The sequence below is a fragment of the Pacificimonas sp. ICDLI1SI03 genome (genome assembly GCF_054740865.1).
Genome location: NZ_JBSQAU010000001.1, coordinates 2178031 through 2199185, shown reverse-complemented (window position 1 = coordinate 2199185; position 21155 = coordinate 2178031). Strand labels below are relative to the sequence as shown.

The following is a 21155-nucleotide window of genomic DNA, read 5'->3' as shown; positions in this document are numbered from 1 at the left end:
TCAAGGTCGAGACCCCCGCGCCCGCCTCAACGCCAATGCCATCAACCCTAGACCCAGCAACCCGAGCGCGCCGGGCGCGGGCACGGCGGGGACGTCGCGGACCAGCCAGGCGGCTTGCGCGTCGCCGCCGCTGGGGGTCTTGGTATAGCTGGCGCCCAAAACCGCGGCGCTCGCGTCGAAACCATTATTGCCGTCGAACCGGCGCGACAGGAATGCGGCGGACTGGCTGGCGGCGCTGACCTCCTCCGTCGTATAGCCGAACGCCGTGTCGATGCTGCCGTCGAACGACGTGCCGCCCACCAGGTCGAACAGGCTCAGGGTCGCGCTGACCTGCGCGCCGTCCATGGTCAGGACCAGTGATCCCGCCTCCGATGTCGGCGCGATACCGGCATTCAGCCAGAATGTCCGCACCTCGTCCTGTGTCGCCAGGCGCCAGCCCTCTAGGTCCATGCCGGGCGCCAGCCGCGCCTGCGTGTCCGCCAGGCTGCCGAAACTCTGCGTCAGGTCCAGCCAGTCCAGCCCGCCATCCGTATCGCGCGTCGCCGTCCCTGCGCCCAGCGACGTGTCGATGGGAATGATCGCCGCCAGCGCGGGCAGGGCGGGCACGGCGATCAGCAGGGGCAGGGCGATGGCCGCGCTCAGCGTGGCGGCGGATGGCGCGGTAAATCGCGCGCGAAATGGGCGTGTGGTCTGTGGGGCAGGGCGGATCATGTCGGTTCCTCCGTCTTTGGCGAAATCAGCGGGAACGCGGGGGGGCGTGAACGCAACGACACTGCGCTGGTGACGAGCAAGAACCGCGCCAAATCCCGAAAACCGCGCATTTTCGCGGACCGGAACGGCACCGAACCGACCGCATTTGTAAAGCCTGCCGACACGCCCGCGCCCCGCTCGGCCGGCAGGGCGGCAAGAAAACAGGGGTCATTTCATCCCCGCACCGACTGCGGCAGGCCGTGAAGAATGCGGGTCAGGATGCAACCACGGCGGAAAGATTAGGGGGAACCCGCCGCAGACTATAACTGTTGATGGGGCGGTATTCAGGATGACAGGACCAAGTCGTCCCTGCCTTAGTAGCGTAAGTATAGATAGGTAGTAACTTCATATGATCGTGCAAGTCGCGGAGAAAATTTGGCGAACAGGGTATGGCGTCTGTCCACGCTCTTGCCGTGTGGCGCCGAACTGCTGAACCGGCCGGGGTCTTTCGGTCCCTTCAATGATCTGGCGATGGAGGATTTTGCCCGCTGCGCAGAAAATTATGATTTGTGTTCACCCGATCCGAATTCGGCGCCGTACCTACGTAGCGACCGAATAGGCGCGCGTCCCCCGCTCCCCCGCAACAGGGGCGCGACGCCCGGCCCCGTCCATGGCTCTGCCATGGGCGGGGTTGCTTTTTGGGACGGGGACAAAAGCGGCTCCGCGCTCAAATAGTGCTTTCCTAATAGGAAAAACTCTGTCTCTTATCCCTGTCTTTCGCCTGCTTTCGAAAGGCTGCCCCCCCCCCAATGTGTCCCACGCCCCACCTGCTCGCCCTGAACATGTTCCTGACAAGGGCGGCCCGGCCCCTATTCCCGCTGCCCCGTCGCGGGCACGGATTTCACGCGCCCGCGACGTCGAACCGGACAACTCTTCGGGCCGTCCTGCCGTCGATCTGCAATCTGATTGTCCGGACCGTCTGCCGCTGTCCGCTTCGACCGTCCGGTTTGAGGGGGGGCATGGCACACGTCTGCGGTTCTGGCGGTCCGGCTCATGCGGCGCCAGGGCGAAATTCTTCAATGTTTTCTCGTGCGCGCGCGCACACGCGCGCTGAGTGTGCGTTTTGTGCGGTTTCGGGCCTGTCCACTTCGCGGATTTCCGTCGCCGGTCCGTTCGAGACCGGCGAGGAAACGCGGTCGGGTCAGCGCTGGCGGCGGCGGCGCAGCCCTATGCCCAGTCCTAGCAGGCCCAGACCGAACAGCCCGAGTGCAGCCGGTTCGGGGACCTGCTCCAGCGGCGGCGGCAGGTCCTGCGGATCCTCGGGCGCGACAGAGGCCGACAGGCCGCCCGCAATGCCGCGAATCCGCGCCAGGGCATAATTGCTGCCCGCATTCGGCCCCTCGGCGGCGCTGTCCAGCAGGAAGTCGGTGGCGACCAGATTGGCGCCGACGATGTTCAGGACCAGCACTTCATCCGCGTTGAACCGGAATGCACCCTGCTGCGCATTGGAGGATCCGAATTCCAGCTCAATGTCGAAATTGCCCTGATTGCCCGGCGAATCGCGGCCATCGACGGTCTGGAATATGTTCACCGGCACCGGCGCGTCGCCGCTGGCATAGGAAAATGTCAAATTCGTTCCGGCAGCCGCGAAGTTGAAAAAGACGCTGGCGATATACTCCCCGCCGCTCATGCCCATCGCGTCGATGGTCAGCTGGACGGAACCTGGCGTGTCGCCATCGTCGAAAAACAGCGTTGGCGCCCCGCTGGGTGCATCGCCCTCCACGGTCTGGTCCAGCGTATAGGATACCGTGGTCGCAGACGCGGCGCTCGCGGTCGCGGCGGCAGCCAGAAGGGCGGATAGGATGATTGTTTTGTGCATTGGGAAAACCTCCCCCAGAATGTGGGATCAAAACGCACGCAACAAACACATGTTAATGGCAAGCAAGTGTCATGCCATATGCGTAATACCTTGAAAAATGACGAAAGGAAAAACAGGCACTTCTGAATCTGTAAAGCGTACCGACGGTGCCGTCACGATTTACGGCTATTCCGCCTCGACAGTAACGCCCAGCGGCTTCAACTCGCTGTCGTCAATACCCCAGCGCCGGTCCTCTTCACTGCTGCCCGGCACGTCGTTGGTGCGCTTCAGCCGGATGAGACCGCGCAGGTTGAACGGATCGCCATTCTGCAGCCGGCCATACATCTGCACCGGCACCTCCACATAGGAGGAGCCCGCCGCCCCCTCCACCCTGCCGGGCCGCCCGATCAGCAGGTGCCGCTCGCTATATTTGCCAAGGGACTCCGCGAACTCCTCTGCGCTCATCCCGCTCGCCTCGCCGTCCCGCCGCCACAGCGCATAGGCGGCGGCGAAATCGCCCTCCTCCAGATGGGCGCCATAACGTTGGAGGACCTGGCCCGCCGCCTCGGCGCTGCCCGGCTCGATTGGCGTTGCTTCGTCCAGCGGGGTGCGGTCGTCCGGCAGGCCGCCGACTTCGCCCGGCGCCGGCGGGATCAGCGCGGGCAGGTCGGCGGCAGGTGGCTGCGGCTCGGCTCGGTTCTCCGGCTCTGCCGGGGCCGTCTGGGCGGTGGGTGTCTCTTGGGGGGCGCTTTCGCCGGAGGGGCCGCAGGCCGACACGGCCAGCAGCGCAGCGGCCAGAAAGGGCAGGGTCGGGGCGTGGCGGTGGGTCATTCCGGGTCCTTTCGCAGTCCCACCACAAACGGCACGGCGGGGCCATCGTTCCGCCCGCCGCGACGGTCCCTTATTCGGGCCGCGACATCTGGAACTTCAGCTCTTCCGATACGCCGAAATAATCGCCCGGTCCGCCGCCGCGCAAAATCGGCTCGCCCAGCGTGGTACGATAGATACCATCCTCGATCAGCCGCCTGTCGATGTGGATGCCGACGACTTCGCCCAGCACCAGCCAGCTGTCGATCTGGCCGCCCCGATGGTCGGCCAGCCGGATGATCTGGGTGACCTTGCATTCGAAATTCACCGGACTGGCGGCAACCCGTGGCGGCGCAACGGCGGTGGAGGGGGCGGTGTCCAGGCCGGACAGTTCGAATTCGTCCACATCGCTATCGACCATGGCCGACGACATGTTCATCTGCTCCGCCAAGGGCCGCGTCGCCAGATTCCAGACGAATTCGCCCGTCGCCTCTGCATTCGACACGCTGTCCTTGTGCCCGACGCTGGAAAAGCCCACGATCGGCGGGCGATAGTTGAACAGGTTGAAGAAGCTGTAGGGCGCCAGATTGCGCCGTCCCCCGGCATCCAGCGTGCTGACCCAGCCGATGGGCCGCGGCGCGACGATGGCGTTCAGGGGATCGTGCTTCAGCCCATGCCCCTCTGCGGGCACATAGAAATGCCGGTCCCCGGCGTCCATGCTGTCGGTCATATCGATGTCTTTCTATGTCCAGTTCAGCCGCGTCCAGCCGTTCCTTTTCGCCAGTGCCTTCATGGCCGCACCGCCGTTGACGGCAAAGGCTTCGTCGGCCCACTCCATGATGGGCGCATCGGATACATGGTCGGAAAAGACGCGGATATGTGCATCCTCCCGGGCTAAACCCTTCTCGGCCAGATAGCGTTCCACCATCGCCAGCTTTGCGCCGCCATAGCAGTTTTCCCCGGCAATGCGGGCGCGAAGCCCGCCATCCTTCATGCGCTGCACCCGCGTACCGACCACCTCCTCCACGCCGACCCGCGCGGCAATGGCGCGCGCGTAAAAGGCATAGCTGGCGGTCGCCAGGATCACCCGCCGCCCCTCCGCCTTCTCAACTTCGATGCGGGCAAGCGCGTCGGCGAAGCATTGGTCGGGCACGATCAGATCGGCGAATTTCTCTGCCTCCGCCGTCGCCACATCCCGGCTGGTTCGTCCGCCCATCAACAGGGAGTGGTTGATTTCCTTCAACCTGCCCCTGCTGATCAGCTTTGATACATAAGCCATGCCGGCCATGACCGAGATCGGCGTCAGCAGCCGTCGCCATTTCGCCCGCGCACCGCTCCAGTGCCACAGCCAGGGGGTATAGGTGCCGGCCTTGGTAATGGTCCGGTCCATGTCGAAGATGCTGATTTGTTGCATTGAAACGATAAGTTCAGACTGCTTTCAGTGCCTGGTCGAAATCGGCGATCAGATCGTCTTCATGCTCGACGCCGATAGAGACGCGGACGAGATTGTCGGTGATGCCAAGTTCGGCGCGGCGATCCTGCGGGACGCTGAGATGGGTCATGGCGGCGGGATGGCTGGCAAGGCTTTCCGTGCCGCCCAGGCTGACGGCCAGTTTTACCGTTTTCAGATTGTCGAGCAGGCGAAAGCTCTCCGCTTCGCCGCCCTTGACGATAACGGAGAATGTCGACCCGGCGCCGGAACAGTGGCGACGATATATGTCCCCCTGTGCGGTGTCGGGATCGAGGAAGCCGAGCCAGGACACACGCTCCACCTTAGGATGGTCGCGAAGGAAGGCGCCGACGGCGCGCGCATTGGCCTGCGCCTTCTCCATCCGCAATTGCACGGTTTCGAGCGAGCGCAGAAGCATCCACGCCGTATTGGGATCTGTGATGGTGCCAAGCGTATTCCGGAGCGCCAACACCGGCGCCAGCGCCGCGGTGCTGCCGACCGCGCCGCCCGCGACCAGATCCGAATGCCCACCGACATATTTGGTCAGGGAATAGAGCGAAATATCGGCCCCGTTACGAGTGGGGGACTGGAAACAGGGGCCGAGGAACGTGTTGTCGACCATGATGACGGGGCGGTGCCCGTCCGGGTCGAACATCTCGTCGCGCAGCTTTGCCACCGCCTCTATATCAACGAGATCGTTGGTTGGATTGGCGGGGCTTTCCAGATAGATGACGGCAACGCGACCGATCTCGCCTGCGCGTTCCAGCACCTTGGCGATTTCGGCTGGGCTGGCCCCGGCCGGGAAATCGACCCACTTGATGCCGAACTTGCCCAGCATCGAATCGATCATCTTTTCCGTGGCGGCGTAAAGCGGTGCGGAATGCACGATGACATCGCCCGGTTCGACATGCGCCATCAATGCGGTACCGATGGCCGACATGCCGCTGGAAAAGCTGAGGGCGGTATCCGCCCGTTCCCATTGCGCCAACCGCCCCTCGAGGATTTCCTGGTTGGGGCCGTTGAAACGGCCGTAAACCAGCCCCTCTGCGCCGCCTGGACGTTTACCGGTGATCCCTTCGAAAAAGCGTTTGCCGTCGGCAGCGCTTTCGAATGCATAGGTGGAGGTCAGGAAAATCGGCGGCTTCAGCGCGCCCTCCGACAGGCGCGGCTCATAGCCATAGCCCATCATCAGGGTGGAGGGGTGCAGTTCCCGATCACCGATCTTCGTCACCTGCGGCGGTGTGGTCTGGCGCGAGGGCCGGCCTTCGTCGAGTTCATCAGTCATCACAACACCCTAGCACAGTATCAGCGCAGCCGCTTCACATATTGCTGATTATCGTTGCGCGTTTCGACGGCGAATTGCGGTACATCCTTCATCAGGTCGGACAGCCGCGAATAGCCATAATTACGGGCATCGAAGCTTGAGCGGTTGTTCGCGCGCTGGCCAACCTCAGACATGCGTGCCCAGCCCTCATCGTCGCGTTTCACGGCATTATAGGCATCGACAAGAAGAGTGAGGAGATCCTTGTCGATGGCCTTCTTGGACGGTGGTGTCCGGTCGCCATTCTTCGCCGTGCCGCCCTCTTCCCGTTTCAGCGCAGCAACGTCGATATAGCGAGTGCAGGCGGCGCGGAACGCTTCCGGCGCGCGCTCGGTACCGAACCCGTAAACGGGGATCCCCTCCTGCCGGATGCGCTGGGCCAGCGGCATGAAATCGCTGTCCGACGACATCAGGCCAAAGCCGCCAATGCGCCCGCCATACATCAGGTCCATGGCATCGATGACGATACGCATGTCGGTGGCGTTCTTCTTCTTGACGATATCGAATTGCTGGTAGGGTTCGATGGCATAGGTCAGCGTCAGGTCGGCCCAGCTTTTCAGGGCGGGCTTGCGCCAATTTCCATAGGCGCGGCGGACATTGACCTCCCCCAGCTCGGCGAGCACGGTCAGCACGGGGTCGAGATGGTTGGGGCTGGCATTGTCCGCGTCGATCAGCAGCGCGATGTTGCGGATGCGAGGCTCTGTCATGCCGCATCCTTTGCGAAGAGGTTTTCAGGGTGGCGCATGGCCTTGAACTCCAGTGCGTTTCCGGCGGGATCGAAGAAGAACATGGTCATTTGCTCCCCCGCCTGTCCGGCGAAGCGGACGTGGGGTTCGATTTCGAAGCGCGTACCCGCCGTTTTCAGCCGATCGGCCAGCGCCTCGAAATCCTGCCATTCCAGCACGATGCCGAAATGCGGCACGGGAACCTGGTCGCCGTCCACGGGATTGCGGTGCACGCTGCCCTTCGGCGCCAGATGGGCAACGATCTGATGGCCAAAGAAATCGAAGTCGATCCAGCTGTCGGAGGAGCGCCCCTCCGCGCAGCCCATCAGCTCGCCGTAAAAGGCGCGAGCCGCCGCAAGATCATCGACAGGAAAGGCGAGGTGGAAGGGTCGCAGGGTCATACCGCGCCGTAACAGGCCAGCGCTGGCTTCGCCAGAGGGGGCGCCAGCAATCCGACGCGCCGATTTCCCGATCAGACGCTCGCCTTGACGCCCTTGTCCCGCATGATCTCGGCCAGTTCGCCAGCCTCGTACATTTCCATCATGATGTCGCTGCCGCCGACAAACTCTCCCTTGACGTACAGCTGCGGGATGGTCGGCCAGTTGGAATAGCTTTTCACGCCGGACCGGATTTCAGGATCCTGCAGCACGTCGGTGGAGCCGAATTCGACACCCAGATGTTCCAATATCGCAACGGCGCGGCTGGAAAACCCGCATTGCGGGAACAGCGGTGTGCCCTTCATGAACAGGTGGACATCGTCGCCCTCGACGATGGTCTTGATGCGCTGATCGGCATTTGTGTCGGCCATTGGCTTACTCCGGTATTTGTGTGGTCAGTTGCAGCGCATGCAGTTCGCCGCCCATGCGGCCGCCCAACGCATCGTAAACGAGCTGATGCTGCCTGACGCGGCTGAGGCCGGCGAAGGCGGGCGCCGTCACGGTGGCGGCATAATGGTCCCCGTCGCCGGCCAGATCGGTAATTTCCACCCGGGCACCATCTATATTGTCGGTGATCAGGCGTTCGATATCTGCTGCGGCCATCGGCATGGTATTACACCTGTTCCATGAACTGCCGGCGCGCGATAACCATCTTGTCTTCCATGGCGCGGCGCACGTCGGCTTCGGTCACGTCGATGTCGTCATGTGCGGAAAGGTCGTTGTAAACCTTGCGAAACACGTCCTCGTCACCGACTTCCTCGAAATCCGCAGCGACGACCTCGCGGGCATAGCCTTCCCGCTCCTCGGGGGTCAGGCCGAGCTTTTCAGCGGCCCATTCGCCAAGCAGGCGATTCCGGCGCGCCGTCACCTTGAACTGAAGTTCTGCATCGCGGGCGAACTTGTTCTCAAACGCTTTTTCGCGATCTTTCATGTCGGTCATTGCTGGCGGCGGTCCCTTTTCATGCTGTCGTCCCGCCTAAATAGGAAGGCAGCCGCCCGCCTGCAAATAAAAGCCGGTGCAGCGGCCGCACGTTAGACCACCGGCCTGCCCCTTTGTGGAGCGTTCATCTAGCGCGGTCGCGGCGAGCACGTTACATAGCGGTGATTCCCCCGCCCCGGCCCGCCGTCGCCGGGGCGTTCGTCTTTCAGAGGAGCCCGCCCATGTCCCGCCGCCGCCAGATCTATGAGGGCAAGGCCAAGATTCTGTATGAAGGGCCGGAACCGGGCACGCTGATCCAGTATTTCAAGGACGATGCCACCGCCTTCAACAATCAGAAGAAGGGGACGATCAACGGCAAGGGCGTCCTCAACAACCGGATTTCGGAGCATATCTTTACCCTGCTGGGGAATATCGGCATCCCGACGCACTTCATCCGCCGCCTGAACATGCGCGAACAGCTGGTGCGGCAGGTGGAGATCGTGCCGATCGAGGTCATCGTGCGGAACGTTGCGGCCGGTACCTTGTCGAAGCGGCTGGGGATCGAGGAGGGCACGCAGCTGCCCCGCACCATCCTGGAATATTGCTACAAGGACGATGCGCTGGGCGATCCGATGATCACCGACGAACATATCGCCTGTTTCGGCTGGGCCAGCCAGGAGGAGATGCACGAGATTTCCGACATGGCCATCCGCATCAACGATTTCATGTCGGGCATGTTCGCCGCGATCGGCATCAAGCTGGTGGATTTCAAGCTGGAGTTCGGCCGCGTCTGGGAGAATGATTTCGCCCGCATCCTGCTGGCGGATGAGATCAGCCCCGATGGCTGTCGCCTGTGGGACATGAAATCGAACGAGAAGCTGGACAAGGACCGGTTCCGCCGCGACCTGGGCGGCGAAGTCGAAGCCTATCAGGAGGTTGCGCGCCGACTGGGACTGCTGCCCGAGGATGGCAGCGGCGAAAAGGTCGCCGACCTGGCCGAAGCGCGGAAGGCACGCGGCAAGGAATAAGGGCTGGGCAGCCCCTTGGGGCAAATACGTACCCAGCAGGTCGTCATTCCTGCCCGCGCGGGAATGACGATCCTTTAAATCCGTGGTGTGTCGTGAAAGGCTTTCGTTCGGCGAAGGCCGAAAAAGCGGCCCTCTAATTCACCAGCATCGATACGCGTGGCGTCTGGAAAACGCGGGGCGCCGGGGAGACGATTTTCGTCCCGCTTCCCGTCACCTCCTGCACCTCCAGCCCGCGCTGGGCGACGCCGTTCGACCCGAACCGGAAAATGCCGTCCATTCCGGCAAAGCCGTCGGGGTCGGTAAGCGTGCGGGCCGGAAAATCGCCGCCGACGGGCCATTGTTCCGCCTGGCCATTCGCGATCAGCACGGCATCATAGGCCATGCTGGAAAGGCGCGAGGGCGCACCACCGAATTTCTGGCGATAACGCGCGGCGAACTTGTCGAACTGGGCGTCGGGAACGCTGGCGAACCAGCTTCCGTGCAGGCCGCGGGCGGAGCGGAGCCGGTCCTCTGCATTCCACAATTCCGTGCCGAGATAGCGTACCCGGTCGGCGCCGGCGCCATAACGCTGCAGGCTTTGCAGGAATTCGGAGGCGATGGTGCCGGAATCGGCAATTAGCAGGGACTGGAAACTGACGGGTGCCAAGCGCTCTTCCACGGGGGCCACGGTTCCGTCGGCGCGGACAGTGCCGCCCTGCGCCGCGCGTGCTGTGCGTGCCTCGTAATCGGTCAGGCGGCGGACGCTGGCGGGCAGTTTCGACCGCTGACGCTCATAGGTTTCGATGCCGGTCACGCGGCCGCCGGCGCCCCGCACGGACGACAGAAATGCGTCGCTGGCGCGGTTGCCATAGGTGCCGTTGGGCACAAGCGCGGCGAAACGCTCTATGCCGCGGCCGCGGGCGAAGGCAACCACCCGCTGGATCGACTGCGATGGCTGGAAGCCCATGACGTAAACACCATTGCCGGCAATGGTGGCATCGTTCGAGAAGCTGATGATCGGGATGTTCCGGGAGCGGGCATAGCCGGAAATGGCACGCACGTTTTCGGCGAGCAAAGGACCGAGGAATATGCGGGCGCCATCCGCAACGGCGCGTTCGGCGGCGCGTTCCGGGCCGTTGACGGCGGTGTCATAGGTCTGCAGCTTTATATTGCCGCCGCCCAGATCCTGCAGCGCCATATTGGCGGCATTGGCGAGCGAACGACCCACGCGCGCGCGCGGTCCGGTCAGCGGCAGCAGCAGCGCCGCCCGGTTCTGGATCACCGGCGCATCCGCCACGTCGACGACCGGGGGTGGCGCCTCGGCCTCTGGCGGTGCGTCGACGGCAATCGTGGTATCTTCTTCGGCGCGCATGGACTGGCACCCGCTGGTGACAACCAGAGCGGCGGCGGCAAGCGCGAGGCCACCTCCCCGCAAAGTACGCTTCAAACTGGTAAGAACTGAAAACATCGCGTAGCCCAATCACATGACGGCAGAATCGCTCCCCCCGGGAATCTATATCGTCGCTACACCAATCGGCAACCTGAAGGACCTGTCATTTCGCGCCGCCAACATCCTGTGCCGCGCAAATGCCATTGCCGCTGAGGATACGCGGATCACCGGTAAGCTATTGAAGCATATAGAATCAACGGTGCCGATGATTCGATATCACGAACATAATGCACGCGATATGCGGCCAAAGATACTGCAACGCGCGATGGAAGAGGCAATCGCACTGGTCACGGATGCGGGCACGCCCCTGATTTCCGACCCCGGTTACAAGCTGATTGCGGAGGCGCGCCGTGCGGGCGTTGCGGTCACCAGTATTCCAGGGCCAAGCGCGGTGATCACGGGGCTGACGCTGGCTGCGCTGCCCACCGACAGGTTCCTGTTCGCCGGATTTGCCCCGCCGAAGGAAAAGGCGCTGCGCGACACGCTGGCGGAGCTGGGCGGCGTGCGCGCGACGCTGGTTTTCTACGAAACAGGGCCGCGCCTCTCGCGCTTTCTGGCTGTCGCGGCGGATACGCTCGGCGGGCGCGATGCGGCGGTGACACGGGAGCTGACGAAGCTGCATGAGGAGGTTCGCACCGGCACCTTGCCCGATCTTGCCGCGCATTATGAGGCAGCGGGACCGCCCAAGGGCGAGATTGTCGTGGTCATTGGTCCCCCGCTCGATACCGAACCGAATGAAGCGGATCTGGACGAGGCGTTGATTGCCGCGCTGGAGGGGGCATCGCTGAAGATGGCGGTGAAGGAGGTTGCCCTGGCGCTCGGCCTGCCGCGCGGGACGGTCTATGCGCGCGCGCTCGAGCTGAAGGACAAGTGAGGTCCAGACAGGTGGCGGAGGCGCGGGGTCGCCGCGCGGAAGCTGTGGCCGCCTGGTTTCTGCGTCTGAAGGGCTATGGCATTATCGACCGGCGCGTACGCGTGCGCGGCGGCGAGATCGACATCGTGGCGCGGCGGGGACGCACCATCGTTTTCGTTGAGGTAAAGGCACGCGCGGACGCCGTTTCAGGCGACGCCGCGCTGGGGCCGGGGCGCCTGTCGCGGGTGCATGCCGCCGCCGCGCAATTGTGGCCGCGCTATGCGGGCAGGGCCGATGGATACCGCATAGACGCCATTATAATCATGCCGCGCCGGTGGCCCGTGCACCTGAAAGGGCTGGACTAAGCAGGGGGAAGGCGGGAACAAGCGCCGCATCCGTTTTCAGATATGGTCAGGACCCGCACCATGCCGCTTTCCGTTGCCGTTCAGATGGACCCCATCGAATCCGTGAAGCTGGGGGGCGATTCCACCTTTGCGCTGATGGTGGGGGCCCAGGCGCGCGGACATCGCCTGTGGCATTATCCCGTCGAAAGCCTTGCGTGGAACGAGGGGCGTGTCACCGCCACCGCGCGGCCCGTCGAAGTCCGCTATGAGGAGGGCAATCATTTCACGGCGGGGGAGGCCCGCACCGTCGATTTGGGCAGCGACATGGACGTGGTGCTGATGCGGCAGGACCCGCCCTTTGACATTGGCTACATCACGGCGACGCACATTCTGGAAATGCTGAAAGGGGAGACGCTGGTCGTCAACGATCCGGTGGAGGTACGCAATGCGCCGGAAAAGCTGTTCGTCCTAAACTATCGCGACCTGATGCCGGCGACGATGATCACGCGAAATCTGGATCAGGTCAGGCAGTTTCGCGACAAATATGGCGCCGTGGTGTTGAAACCGCTGCACGGCAAGGGCGGCGAGGCGGTGTTCAAGATGGACGGTGGCGACGGCAATCTGGGCGCGCTGGTCGAACTGTTCGGGGAAATCTTTGAAGAGCCGTTTATCGCGCAGCAATTCCTGCCGGACGTATCGGAAGGGGACAAGCGCATCATTCTGGTCGATGGCGAGCCGACCGGTGCGGTCAATCGCCTGCCGAAAAAGGGGGAGATCCGCTCCAACTTCGCTGCGGGCGGGTCGGGGGCGGCAGCCGAGCTGACGGACCGGGAGCGGGAGATTTGCGCCCGCATCCGCCCGGATCTGAAGGCCCGCGGCCTGATCTTTGTCGGCATTGATGTCATCGGCGGCAAGCTGACGGAAATCAACGTCACCAGCCCGACGGGGATCGTCGCCATCGATCGATTTAATGGGACGGACACGCCCGCTTTGGTCTGGGATGCGATCGAGGCGCGGCTGCGCAAGTGATGGGCGGCTGCGGGCGCTCTCGCCGCTGAACCGCCCTCAAGCCCGCGGGAACCTGCCTAGGCAGCCTTCGCCTTTGCCTCGGCATATTCCTGTGTGCCGACGGTCAATACTTCATCCTCCGGCAGGATGGTGGTGACGGGCAGGTCGTCAAGCGCCTCAAGCTCCGCATAGAGAGGTGCGAAGTCGGCATCGCTGGTGCGGCGCAGCAGATCCTCGAAACTGTCGATGACGAAATAGGTCTGCTGATAATCGTCGATGCGATATTCCGTTCGCATGACGCGTTGCAGTTGCAGCTTGATGCGGTTCGGGCTGTCGCTGTCGATGGCGAATTTGCTTTCTCCATGGCTGGACACGATGCCCGCGCCATAGATTTTCAGATCGTCATTTTCGCGGATCAGGCCGAATTCCACCGTGTACCAGTAAAGGCGCGCAAGCTTGTGGATGGCCCCGAATTCCAGGCTGCGCAGGCCGCCTTGCCCATAGGCCTGCATGTAATCGCCGAAGATCGGATTGGCGAGCAGGGGGACATGCCCGAACACGTCATGGAAAACGTCCGGTTCCTGCAGATAGTCGAGCTGGTCCGCGCGGCGAATGAAATTGCCTGCGGGGAAGCGCCGGTTGGCGAGGTGGTCGAAGAAAACATCATCCGGGATAAGGCCGGGGACGGCCACGACCTGCCAGCCGGTCGCCTTGGTCAGTTTTTCGGACAATTCCTCAAAATTCGGGATACCCGGACGCGAAAGGTGCAGAACGTCCAGCCCCTCCAGAAAGGCATCGGCCGCGCGGCCGGGCAGCTGTTTTGACTGACGTTCGAACAAGGTGTCCCAGACGCCATGCTCTTCTGCAGTGAAATGATCCCAATCCTGGGGTACAGTCCAGTCGTCGGCTGCGTTTTCGGGGCGGGTGAGAGTCGGTGAACCTGTGGCCATGTCAGGCATTGTAGCGTATTTTTGAAAAGGTTTCGAGTGAAACTTTCCGTTGTTCGGAAATCGCGATCACACTGAGCAAAAATGTCACGGGAACGCGGGAACGCATCCCCCGTTGTGTAACCGAGATAGAAAAAACAGGAGACCACGAAATGTCCACCACACCACATATCGGAATCAACAAGGCGGGCCGTGCAAAGGTCGGCAAGGAACTCGGCAAGGTACTGGCCGACAGCTATTCGCTGTATCTGAAAACGCATAATTATCACTGGAACGTGAAGGGCCCGCACTTCCATTCGCTGCATACCCTTTTCGAAGAGCAATATACCGAGCTGGCGACGGCCGTCGACGATCTGGCGGAACGTATCCGTGCACTGGGCGAGATGGCGCCGGGCAGCTATCGTCAGTTCAGCAAGCTGACGAAGATCGAGGAAGCGCCAGACACGCCGCCAGAGGCGCTGGAAATGGCAGAGCAGCTGGCGCAGGGTCACGAAGCCGTCGCGGGAACCTGCCGCGAACTGATCCCCATCGCCGAAGAGGTCGAGGACGAAGTGACCGTCGACATGATGATCGGCCGCATGACCGTGCATGACAAGGCCGCGTGGATGCTGCGCAGCCTGGCGGCGTAAACGCCACATCGATAGTCAGCATGATGACGCGCGGGGTCGCAGGTCGATCCCGCGCTTTTTTGCGTCTGCCCCTTGGCCCCGCCTGCGCCCGGGAGACTTGGTCCCTATCTGAATCGGCGAGTTTTCAAGGGCGCGGGCCGGTGCGAAAGATGCATTGGGCAATCCCGTATGCCGCCTGGCCCATTTGCGCCCGAGGAGATCAGATCATGGACCTGTCCTTTAGTCCCGAAGAAGAAGCCTTTCGTGAGGAAGTGCGCAGCTTCATTGACGAAAACTATCCCGAGGAGCTGAAGAATCTTGCCGGACGCGAGGATCTGGGCAAGGCGGACATGCTGAAATGGCATCAGATATTGGGCGAGAAGGGCTGGTCCGTGCCGGCCTGGCCAACCGAATATGGCGGTCCGGGCTGGACCTCTACGCAGCGTTATATCTGGTCGGAGGAATCCGCTAAGGCCGAAACCATCCCGCCCTTGCCCTTTGGCGTGTCGATGGTGGGGCCGGTCATCTATACCTTTGGGACGGATGAGCAGAAGGAACGCTTCCTGCCTGGCATACGCAACGGCACGACCTGGTGGTGCCAGGGCTATTCGGAGCCGGGGGCCGGGTCCGACCTCGCCAGCCTGAAGACGAAGGCGGAGCGGGTCACGGGCGACGACGGCCAGGACTATTATGTCGTCAACGGTCAGAAAACGTGGACCACGCTGGCGCAATATGCCGATTGGGGCTTTTTCCTGGTGCGAACCGATCCCGACGCGGCAAAGCCGCAGCAGGGCATTTCCTTCCTGCTGATCGACATGAAGTCGCCGGGCGTTTCGGTGCGGCCGATCATCACGCTAGGCGGCGAGCATGAGGTGAACGAGGTGTGGCTGGACAATGTGAAGGTGCCGGTCGACCAGCGCATCCACAATGAGAATGAGGGATGGACCTGCGCCAAGTTCCTGCTGGCGCACGAGCGGTCCGGCATTGCCGGCGTCGCGCGTTCCAAGCGCGGCATCGAAAAGCTGAAGGAAATGGCGATGGCGGAACTGGACGAGGGCCAGCCGCTGCTGCACAATCCCTTCTTCAAGCGTAAGGTCGCGGAGTTGGAAATCGACCTGGCCGCGCTGGAATATACCGAATTGCGAACCCTGGCAGGAGAGGCGGCAGGACGCGGGCCGGGGCCGGAAAGCTCTATCCTGAAGATCAAGGGAACGGAGATCCAGCAGCGCATCACGGAGCTCGTTCTGGAGGCGGCGGGCCATTACGGCGCGCCCTATTTCCGCGGATATGGCGAAGGCGGCAATGAATTCGCCATCGGCCCCGAACATGCGCAGCGGGCGGCGCCAACCTATTTCAACACGCGCAAGACGTCCATTTACGGCGGGTCCAACGAGATTCAGCGCGGCATTATCGCGAAAATGGTGCTGGGCCTGTAAGGGGAGCCTGCACACTGCCCGGGAGCGGGAGTGCGGATAGCCATTGACGGGGTAGAATTGCATGAAAGTCGCGCTCTCCACATTTTGGCGGCAGGCAATGGAACCGCGCATGCCCAGCGATGTCGACATCGCCTGGTTTCAGAATGTCGATGAAGCCATTGAGGCGGTTGAGGGCGCCACGGCGGTAGAGCTGGACCTGTTGTGCGGCCCGGAAGATCATATTCGCATTATGGAAGCGGGCAGGGAGCTGAAGTGGATCGCGTGCTGCTTTGCCGGGGTTGAGCGCTATCCCTTTGACTATATGCGCGAGCGCGGCCTGATCTTCACGAACGGAGTCGGCGTTACCGCGATCCCGGTCGCCGAATGGGCGGTCATGGGGGTCTATGCGCTGGCCAAGGGCTTTCCGGACGTGGTGCGCATGCACGACCGGCGCGAATGGCGCGATGTGCCCTATGGCACAATCGAGGTATCGTCGTCGAAGGTGCTGCTGATCGGCTATGGCCATATCGGCAAGGAGATCGAACGCCAGTTGTCCGCCATCGGTGCCAGCGTCACGGTGGTGCGGTCGAAGGCCGATCCCGCGACGGGCGTCTTGGGGCCGGATGACTGGCGCGCCCGTCTGGGGGAATTCGACTTTGTCATTCTGGCGGCGCCCGGCACGGAAGAGAATCGCGGCATGATCGGTGCCGCCGAGTTGAAGGCGATGAAGAAGAGCGCGCACCTGATCAACATCGCGCGCGGTGTTCTGGTCGATCAGGACGCCTTCCGCACCGCCATGGCGGCAGGAGAGATCGCCGGTGCGCTGCTGGATCCCGCCGAACCGGAACCCCTGCCGCAGGACGACCCGCTATGGACGGCGGAAAATACCGTCATCACCGCGCATCTGTCCGGCCGCAGCCAGACGACGATGCCGACGCGGATCACCGATCTGTTCCTGGATAATCTGCGGCGGTTCCGCGCCGGGGAGCCGCTGGTGAACGTGGTTGACCTGCAGCGCGGCTATTAAGGCCGCCACACCTGCGCCGCGCCGGGGACACAATGGCTTGGCAGGACGCGCCCCGGTAAATTAAGGATCGAGCCCATGACAGATAAAGCCACGGTGCTGCCGCGCCTCATCGAAATTATCGAACCCTTCAACAAGAAGGACATAGAGCTGAACGCCGATACCAGCTTTGCCAAGGATCTGGAGCTGGACAGCCTGACGGTGATGGATCTGGTGGCGGAGATCGAGGATGAATATGACATCCTGCTGCCCGTCAACATGCTGCCCGACCTGGAAACCATCGGCGATGTGGCCGGGGCGGTCGCAAAGATAAAGTCGGCCTGAACCATGAGCGATACGAGCGATATGGGCGACAAGAGCGTGCCCGCGCGACCCGATTTGTTCGACAAGTTCGACCCGCTGGTCGCGCAATATGACGGGCTGATCGCGTCCGGCCATCGCGACCCGTTCCACCTGCAGATGGATCAGATCCTGTCGCCGACCCGCGCGGTGGTGAACGGCAAGGAGATCATTCTGGTCGGCACCTATAATTATATGGGCATGACGTTTGACCCCGACGTCATAGAGGCGGGGCAGAAGGCGCTGGCCGAATTCGGCGCCGGCACGACGGGCAGCCGCGTGCTGAACGGCACGTTCCAGGGCCACGCCGAATGCGAGGCCGCGCTGCGCGAATTTTACGACATGGAACATGCCATGGTTTTTTCGACCGGTTATCAGGCCAATCTGGGCCTGATGTCGGCGATTGCGGGCCGCGGCGATTATATCGTCCTGGATGCCGACAGCCATGCGTCCATCTATGACGGCTGCGCCATGGGCAATGCCGACGTGGTGCGGTTCAAGCATAATGACGTCGCCGACCTGGAAAAACGCCTGAAGCGCATACCTGAGGGGGCGGGTGTCCTCGTCGTGCTGGAGGGCGTCTATTCCATGGTGGGGGACATCGCGCCCCTGAAGGAAATGGTTGCCGTCGCCAAGGCGGCGGGTGCCATGATCGCGGTCGACGAGGCGCATGCCATGGGCTTTTTCGGCGAAAACGGACGCGGCGTGTTCGAGCAGGCGGGCGTCGAGGACGATGTCGATTTCGTCGTCGGCACCTTCTCAAAATCGGTCGGTACGGTCGGTGGATTCATCGTTTCCAACCATCCGAAGTTCGAGGTGCTGCGATTCGTCGCGCGGCCCTATGTCTATACGGCCAGCCTGCCGCCCGCCGTGGTGGCCTGTTCCGCCACGTCGATCCGCAAATTGCGCTACGCCTATGACAAGCGCATCCATTTGTGGGAGGCATCGCGCCACCTGCACCGCAGCCTGAGGGAGGCGGGTTTCAAGCTGGGCACGGATACAGCGCAAAGCGCCATCATCGCGGTGAAGATGCCCGATCAGGAAACAAGCGCCAGAATGTGGGCCGCGCTGATCGATGAGGGCGTTTACGTCAACATGGTGCCGCCGCAGGCGACGCCGGGCCTGCACCTGCTGCGCTGTTCCCTGTGCGCGGATCATACGAAAGAACAGGTGGAGGAAATCATCGCGCGGTTCAAACGGGCCGCCGCGACGGCGGAACTGCCGCTGGAAATTTGACGCTTTGTGCCGGATCGGGACATGTGATGCGCCCGATCCTGTCCAAATTTGGCACGGTAATATCTCGTTGAGCAGCTAACCGATTGCAATTCCCGGCGGTGCTGAAACTGGCACACCCTTTGCAATTAATTTTGGCATCGGCGGTGGCCAAGGCCCCGGTCCCTGCCGGACCCAAGGTCAGCATACCGGATTTCGTCCGGATTGACCGGTTTAGTACCCAGGGAGGCGGCTCCAATGCCCCGGAGCCGCCACCCACTCCAACTGAAGTTGCAGGCGATACGTCCATGGCCCCGGATGTGTCGTCTGTTTCTTTTTGACGGGCCGTTCTTTTGATGCCCTGTCGGCAATGAAGTCTGGCAGTCTTGGCCTTGTCGTAATTGCGCGCTAACCCATGCGCCATGACAACCACCCTCACACTCAATGGACAGTCGATCAGCGTCGACGCCGATCCCGCCGCCCTTCTCGTCAACGTGCTGCGCGACGACCTTTCCCTGACCGGAACGCACATCGGGTGCGACACCAGCCAGTGCGGCGCGTGCAACGTGCTGCTGGATGGCGAGCCGGTCAAAGCCTGCACCATGCTGCTGGCGCAGGCGGAGGGCCGAGAGGTCACCACCGTTGAGGGGCTGGCCGAAGGCGGGCAGCTGCATCCAATGCAAGCGGCGTTCAAGGAGGCACACGGCCTGCAGTGCGGCTTTTGCACCCCCGGCATGGTGATGGCCGGCATCGGCATCGCGCGCCGCCACGGCGGCGACCCCGGCGAGGATGTCGTCGCCCACGAGCTGGAGGGCAATCTGTGCCGCTGCACCGGCTATGTGAACATCGTGAAGGCGATCCGCGCCGGCGCGCGTGATATGGGAGCGGGCGCATGAACCTGTCGAGACCGAGCCGCGTCGCCGATGCCGTCAGCGCCGCGGGCGCGGGCGGCGATGTCGCCTATCTGGCGGGCGGACATACGCTGATCCCCGCCATGAAGGCGCGGCTGCGCGATCCGGAGGGGCTGGTCGACCTGTCCGGCCTGGACGAACTGAAGGGCATGTCGGTCGAGGATGCCGAAGGCGGCCAGCGGCTGTGGATCGGCGCCATGACGCGCCATCGCGATGTCGCGGAGGGCGCGGACGCGATCCCGGCCCTGCAGCATATGGCGACCCTGATCGGCGACCCGCAGGTACGTAATCGCGGCACGCTGGGCGGGTCGCTGGCCAATAATGACCCGGCGTCTGATTATCCTGCGGCGGTGCTGGCATTGCAGGCGGAAATCGAGACCGATCGCGCCACGCATCAGGCCGAGGATTTCTTTCAGGGCATGTTCTTTACCGCGCTGGAGGAAGGGGAATTGATCAAGAGGGTCGGTTTCCGTATTCCCGCGCGCGCGGCCTATGCCAAGTTTCGGCATCCCGCCTCCCGCTATGCATTGTCCGGCGTGTTCGTCGCGGAAATCGAGCCCGGCATCTGGCGCGTCGCCGTCACCGGCAGCGGGCAGGAGGGCGTATTCCGCTGGCCGCAGGCGGAGGAGGCGCTGGCAAATGGCGCCGACATGTCCACCGTGGCCGCGCCCAACGCATCGCTGATGTCGAGCGATATTCACGCGAGCCCCGAATATCGCGCGCATCTGTGCACCGTCATGCTGGCAAAGGCTGTGGGAGAGATGAAATGATCCTGACGACGACCCCAACGGTCGAAGGGCGACCGGCGCGCGAATATGTCGGCATCGTCACCGGCGAAGCCATATTGGGCGCAAACATGTTCAAGGATTTCTTTTCCGGGATACGCGACATCGTCGGTGGGCGCGCCGGATCCTATGAAGGCGTGCTGCGCGATGCCCGCAACGAGGCGCTGGGCGAGGTTGAGCGGCAGGCCGCAAAGCTGGGCGCCGATGCGGTCGTGGGCATCGACCTGGATTATGAGGTCATTGGCGATACCGGATCCATGCTGATGGTCTCGGCGTCGGGAACCGCGATCAAATTCTAACGCAACGCACGCGGCTGACCGTCGGCGATTTCATCGCCGCAGCGCTGCGCAATATCGGGCTGCTGCGCGCGCGGCATTGGGCGCTGCTGCTGCTGGTCTATAGCGGACGCGCCATGTTGCCGCTGGTGCCGGATGGTCTGCGCCAGGCGGCGTGGCTGCAATCGCTGATGTCCGTTACCGCGTTTCTGGTGCTGTTCTGGATGCCCTATCTGTTCATCCGCGCGATGACGGGGGAGGCGCGACCGGGCCGGCCGACGCTGGGCTTCCTCTTCTTCGTGGGCGTCGCTATTTTATTGGCGCTGGTCCAGGCCATCCCCGTGGCGCTGTCGCATGTGGTCTTCGCTAAGGGTGTATCCCAGGCCGGGGCGCAGATGTTCATTCTGGCGGCGGGGGTGCTGAGCGCCCTTTTAAGCGTGCGCCTGTTGCCGCTTTATGCCGGCACGGCGACACAATCATTGTCACCGTTCCAGCGGTATTGGTGGGCGGGCCTGAGGGGGAGCGCCCTTTCCCTGGCGGCTCTTATGGTCGGCGGCATCCTGATCGGTGCGGCGCTGCAGATCCTGATCCCCGAGGTGGGCAGCGCCTTCACGCTGGGCAATATATTGCTGTCGCATGCGGAGCAAAGCGTGCGGGCGGCGGGATTTCTGGCACTATGCGGCGTGTCGCTTGCGGCTGCGGCGCATTGCGCGCAGTTGCAGGGGGCCGCGCCGCCGCGCTAGGGAAGCGCGCATATAGAAGACCACACA

Annotated in this window: 26 protein-coding genes; 13 read left to right on the top strand and 13 right to left on the bottom strand. The window is 63.0% G+C overall.

What is annotated here, in order from left to right; genetic code table 11:
• The 11 genes from ACSMXM_RS10720 to ACSMXM_RS10670 form a co-directional block, all read right to left on the bottom strand.
• The gene (locus ACSMXM_RS10720) at positions 1-711 is read right to left on the bottom strand and encodes a PEP-CTERM sorting domain-containing protein (RefSeq protein ID WP_460316012.1); all 711 of its coding nucleotides are present in this window, start codon (positions 709-711) and stop codon (positions 1-3) included.
• Positions 712-1891: 1180 nt separating this feature from the next.
• Positions 1892-2569, bottom strand: a complete 678-nt coding sequence (locus ACSMXM_RS10715; RefSeq protein ID WP_460316010.1) for a PEP-CTERM sorting domain-containing protein — start codon at positions 2567-2569, stop codon at positions 1892-1894.
• Positions 2570-2734: 165 nt separating this feature from the next.
• Positions 2735-3379, bottom strand: a complete 645-nt coding sequence (locus tag ACSMXM_RS10710) for a hypothetical protein (protein ID WP_460316008.1) — start codon at positions 3377-3379, stop codon at positions 2735-2737.
• Positions 3380-3449: 70 nt separating this feature from the next.
• Positions 3450-4085: a flavin reductase family protein gene (locus tag ACSMXM_RS10705; protein WP_460316006.1), complete on the bottom strand. Its 636-nt coding sequence runs from the start codon at positions 4083-4085 to the stop codon at positions 3450-3452.
• A gap of 12 nt (positions 4086-4097) precedes the next feature.
• Positions 4098-4769: an HAD family hydrolase gene (locus ACSMXM_RS10700; RefSeq protein WP_460316004.1), complete on the bottom strand. Its 672-nt coding sequence runs from the start codon at positions 4767-4769 to the stop codon at positions 4098-4100.
• A 13-nt stretch (positions 4770-4782) separates the two neighbouring features.
• A complete protein-coding gene (locus ACSMXM_RS10695) occupies positions 4783-6090 on the bottom strand; it encodes a cystathionine gamma-synthase family protein (RefSeq protein WP_460316002.1) in 1308 nt (435 codons plus the stop codon).
• 20 nt (positions 6091-6110) lie between these two features.
• Complete coding sequence (locus ACSMXM_RS10690) at positions 6111-6833, bottom strand: NYN domain-containing protein (protein WP_460316001.1); 723 nt, start codon at positions 6831-6833, stop codon at positions 6111-6113.
• Entirely contained in the window at positions 6830-7252 is a 423-nt protein-coding gene (locus ACSMXM_RS10685; protein WP_460315999.1) for a VOC family protein, read from the bottom strand. The genes ACSMXM_RS10690 and ACSMXM_RS10685 overlap by 4 nt, the downstream gene beginning before the upstream one ends.
• Positions 7253-7323: 71 nt before the next feature.
• Positions 7324-7659, bottom strand: coding sequence for a Grx4 family monothiol glutaredoxin (grxD, locus tag ACSMXM_RS10680; protein ID WP_460315997.1), 336 nt, complete (start codon positions 7657-7659; stop codon positions 7324-7326).
• A 4-nt stretch (positions 7660-7663) separates the two neighbouring features.
• Positions 7664-7897 (bottom strand): BolA family protein, encoded by a 234-nt coding sequence (locus ACSMXM_RS10675; protein ID WP_460315996.1) that lies wholly within the window; start codon positions 7895-7897, stop codon positions 7664-7666.
• 4 nt (positions 7898-7901) lie between these two features.
• A complete protein-coding gene (locus ACSMXM_RS10670; RefSeq protein ID WP_460315995.1) occupies positions 7902-8228 on the bottom strand; it encodes a DUF1476 domain-containing protein in 327 nt (108 codons plus the stop codon).
• A 221-nt stretch (positions 8229-8449) separates the two neighbouring features.
• Between ACSMXM_RS10670 and purC the strand changes: the two genes are divergently transcribed.
• Positions 8450-9235, top strand: coding sequence for a phosphoribosylaminoimidazolesuccinocarboxamide synthase (gene purC / locus ACSMXM_RS10665; RefSeq protein WP_460315994.1), 786 nt, complete (start codon positions 8450-8452; stop codon positions 9233-9235).
• Positions 9236-9368: 133 nt separating this feature from the next.
• Here purC and ACSMXM_RS10660 read toward each other — a convergent pair whose 3' ends face one another.
• Positions 9369-10682, bottom strand: coding sequence for a penicillin-binding protein activator (locus ACSMXM_RS10660; protein ID WP_460315993.1), 1314 nt, complete (start codon positions 10680-10682; stop codon positions 9369-9371).
• Positions 10683-10698: 16 nt separating this feature from the next.
• Here ACSMXM_RS10660 and rsmI point away from each other — a divergent pair, with 16 nt between their 5' ends.
• Genes rsmI through gshB form a run of 3 tightly spaced genes read left to right on the top strand, consistent with a single transcriptional unit; the run spans position 10699 to position 12890 of the window.
• The gene (gene rsmI / locus ACSMXM_RS10655) at positions 10699-11538 is read left to right on the top strand and encodes a 16S rRNA (cytidine(1402)-2'-O)-methyltransferase (RefSeq protein ID WP_460315991.1); all 840 of its coding nucleotides are present in this window, start codon (positions 10699-10701) and stop codon (positions 11536-11538) included.
• A complete protein-coding gene (locus ACSMXM_RS10650; protein ID WP_460315990.1) occupies positions 11535-11882 on the top strand; it encodes a YraN family protein in 348 nt (115 codons plus the stop codon). Before rsmI ends, ACSMXM_RS10650 begins: the two co-directional genes overlap by 4 nt.
• Positions 11883-11942: 60 nt before the next feature.
• A complete protein-coding gene (gene gshB / locus ACSMXM_RS10645) occupies positions 11943-12890 on the top strand; it encodes a glutathione synthase (RefSeq protein WP_460315989.1) in 948 nt (315 codons plus the stop codon).
• Positions 12891-12946: 56 nt separating this feature from the next.
• Here the strand turns inward: gshB and phhA are convergent, their stop codons facing one another.
• Complete coding sequence (phhA, locus tag ACSMXM_RS10640; RefSeq protein ID WP_460316412.1) at positions 12947-13819, bottom strand: phenylalanine 4-monooxygenase; 873 nt, start codon at positions 13817-13819, stop codon at positions 12947-12949.
• Positions 13820-13968: 149 nt separating this feature from the next.
• Here phhA and ACSMXM_RS10635 point away from each other — a divergent pair, with 149 nt between their 5' ends.
• The 9 genes from ACSMXM_RS10635 (at position 13969) to ACSMXM_RS10595 (ending at position 21128) form a co-directional block, all read left to right on the top strand.
• The gene (locus tag ACSMXM_RS10635; RefSeq protein ID WP_460315987.1) at positions 13969-14445 is read left to right on the top strand and encodes a Dps family protein; all 477 of its coding nucleotides are present in this window, start codon (positions 13969-13971) and stop codon (positions 14443-14445) included.
• Between the two features lie 206 nt (positions 14446-14651).
• On the top strand, positions 14652-15860 hold the full coding sequence (locus ACSMXM_RS10630) for an acyl-CoA dehydrogenase family protein (protein ID WP_460315985.1): 1209 nt from the start codon (positions 14652-14654) through the stop codon (positions 15858-15860).
• Between the two features lie 109 nt (positions 15861-15969).
• Positions 15970-16866 carry a D-2-hydroxyacid dehydrogenase gene (locus ACSMXM_RS10625; protein WP_460315983.1) on the top strand — a complete coding sequence of 299 codons (897 nt, stop codon included), beginning with the start codon at positions 15970-15972 and terminating at the stop codon, positions 16864-16866.
• A gap of 75 nt (positions 16867-16941) precedes the next feature.
• The gene (locus ACSMXM_RS10620) at positions 16942-17187 is read left to right on the top strand and encodes an acyl carrier protein (protein ID WP_460315981.1); all 246 of its coding nucleotides are present in this window, start codon (positions 16942-16944) and stop codon (positions 17185-17187) included.
• Positions 17188-17190: 3 nt separating this feature from the next.
• On the top strand, positions 17191-18438 hold the full coding sequence (gene spt / locus ACSMXM_RS10615; RefSeq protein ID WP_460315979.1) for a serine palmitoyltransferase: 1248 nt from the start codon (positions 17191-17193) through the stop codon (positions 18436-18438).
• A gap of 398 nt (positions 18439-18836) precedes the next feature.
• Positions 18837-19310, top strand: a complete 474-nt coding sequence (locus tag ACSMXM_RS10610) for a (2Fe-2S)-binding protein (RefSeq protein WP_460315978.1) — start codon at positions 18837-18839, stop codon at positions 19308-19310.
• Entirely contained in the window at positions 19307-20095 is a 789-nt protein-coding gene (locus ACSMXM_RS10605) for an FAD binding domain-containing protein (RefSeq protein ID WP_460315977.1), read from the top strand. The genes ACSMXM_RS10610 and ACSMXM_RS10605 overlap by 4 nt, the downstream gene beginning before the upstream one ends.
• Positions 20092-20409, top strand: coding sequence for a heavy metal-binding domain-containing protein (locus ACSMXM_RS10600; RefSeq protein ID WP_460315975.1), 318 nt, complete (start codon positions 20092-20094; stop codon positions 20407-20409). The genes ACSMXM_RS10605 and ACSMXM_RS10600 overlap by 4 nt, the downstream gene beginning before the upstream one ends.
• Positions 20410-20522: 113 nt before the next feature.
• Complete coding sequence (locus tag ACSMXM_RS10595) at positions 20523-21128, top strand: hypothetical protein (RefSeq protein WP_460315974.1); 606 nt, start codon at positions 20523-20525, stop codon at positions 21126-21128.
• Positions 21129-21155 lie beyond the last annotated feature (27 nt).

Excerpts from the sequence above, each read along its gene's own strand:
- ACSMXM_RS10715 (WP_460316010.1), bottom strand. The coding sequence starts at position 2,569 with ATGCACAAAACAATCATCCTATCCGCCCTTCTGGCTGCCGCCGCGACC.
- ACSMXM_RS10620 (WP_460315981.1), top strand. The coding sequence starts at position 16,942 with ATGACAGATAAAGCCACGGTGCTGCCGCGCCTCATCGAAATTATCGAA.
- phhA (WP_460316412.1), bottom strand. The coding sequence starts at position 13,819 with ATGGCCACAGGTTCACCGACTCTCACCCGCCCCGAAAACGCAGCCGAC.
- ACSMXM_RS10705 (WP_460316006.1), bottom strand. The coding sequence starts at position 4,085 with ATGACCGACAGCATGGACGCCGGGGACCGGCATTTCTATGTGCCCGCA.
- ACSMXM_RS10635 (WP_460315987.1), top strand. The coding sequence starts at position 13,969 with ATGTCCACCACACCACATATCGGAATCAACAAGGCGGGCCGTGCAAAG.
- ACSMXM_RS10700 (WP_460316004.1), bottom strand. The coding sequence starts at position 4,769 with ATGCAACAAATCAGCATCTTCGACATGGACCGGACCATTACCAAGGCC.
- ACSMXM_RS10625 (WP_460315983.1), top strand. The coding sequence starts at position 15,970 with ATGCCCAGCGATGTCGACATCGCCTGGTTTCAGAATGTCGATGAAGCC.
- ACSMXM_RS10630 (WP_460315985.1), top strand. The coding sequence starts at position 14,652 with ATGGACCTGTCCTTTAGTCCCGAAGAAGAAGCCTTTCGTGAGGAAGTG.
- ACSMXM_RS10710 (WP_460316008.1), bottom strand. The coding sequence starts at position 3,379 with ATGACCCACCGCCACGCCCCGACCCTGCCCTTTCTGGCCGCTGCGCTG.
- gshB (WP_460315989.1), top strand. The coding sequence starts at position 11,943 with ATGCCGCTTTCCGTTGCCGTTCAGATGGACCCCATCGAATCCGTGAAG.
- ACSMXM_RS10685 (WP_460315999.1), bottom strand. The coding sequence starts at position 7,252 with ATGACCCTGCGACCCTTCCACCTCGCCTTTCCTGTCGATGATCTTGCG.
- ACSMXM_RS10605 (WP_460315977.1), top strand. The coding sequence starts at position 19,307 with ATGAACCTGTCGAGACCGAGCCGCGTCGCCGATGCCGTCAGCGCCGCG.
- rsmI (WP_460315991.1), top strand. The coding sequence starts at position 10,699 with ATGACGGCAGAATCGCTCCCCCCGGGAATCTATATCGTCGCTACACCA.
- ACSMXM_RS10600 (WP_460315975.1), top strand. The coding sequence starts at position 20,092 with ATGATCCTGACGACGACCCCAACGGTCGAAGGGCGACCGGCGCGCGAA.
- ACSMXM_RS10695 (WP_460316002.1), bottom strand. The coding sequence starts at position 6,090 with ATGACTGATGAACTCGACGAAGGCCGGCCCTCGCGCCAGACCACACCG.
- ACSMXM_RS10660 (WP_460315993.1), bottom strand. The coding sequence starts at position 10,682 with ATGTTTTCAGTTCTTACCAGTTTGAAGCGTACTTTGCGGGGAGGTGGC.
- ACSMXM_RS10690 (WP_460316001.1), bottom strand. The coding sequence starts at position 6,833 with ATGACAGAGCCTCGCATCCGCAACATCGCGCTGCTGATCGACGCGGAC.
- ACSMXM_RS10670 (WP_460315995.1), bottom strand. The coding sequence starts at position 8,228 with ATGACCGACATGAAAGATCGCGAAAAAGCGTTTGAGAACAAGTTCGCC.
- ACSMXM_RS10675 (WP_460315996.1), bottom strand. The coding sequence starts at position 7,897 with ATGCCGATGGCCGCAGCAGATATCGAACGCCTGATCACCGACAATATA.
- purC (WP_460315994.1), top strand. The coding sequence starts at position 8,450 with ATGTCCCGCCGCCGCCAGATCTATGAGGGCAAGGCCAAGATTCTGTAT.
- grxD (WP_460315997.1), bottom strand. The coding sequence starts at position 7,659 with ATGGCCGACACAAATGCCGATCAGCGCATCAAGACCATCGTCGAGGGC.
- ACSMXM_RS10720 (WP_460316012.1), bottom strand. The coding sequence starts at position 711 with ATGATCCGCCCTGCCCCACAGACCACACGCCCATTTCGCGCGCGATTT.
- spt (WP_460315979.1), top strand. The coding sequence starts at position 17,191 with ATGAGCGATACGAGCGATATGGGCGACAAGAGCGTGCCCGCGCGACCC.
- ACSMXM_RS10610 (WP_460315978.1), top strand. The coding sequence starts at position 18,837 with ATGACAACCACCCTCACACTCAATGGACAGTCGATCAGCGTCGACGCC.
- ACSMXM_RS10595 (WP_460315974.1), top strand. The coding sequence starts at position 20,523 with ATGTTGCCGCTGGTGCCGGATGGTCTGCGCCAGGCGGCGTGGCTGCAA.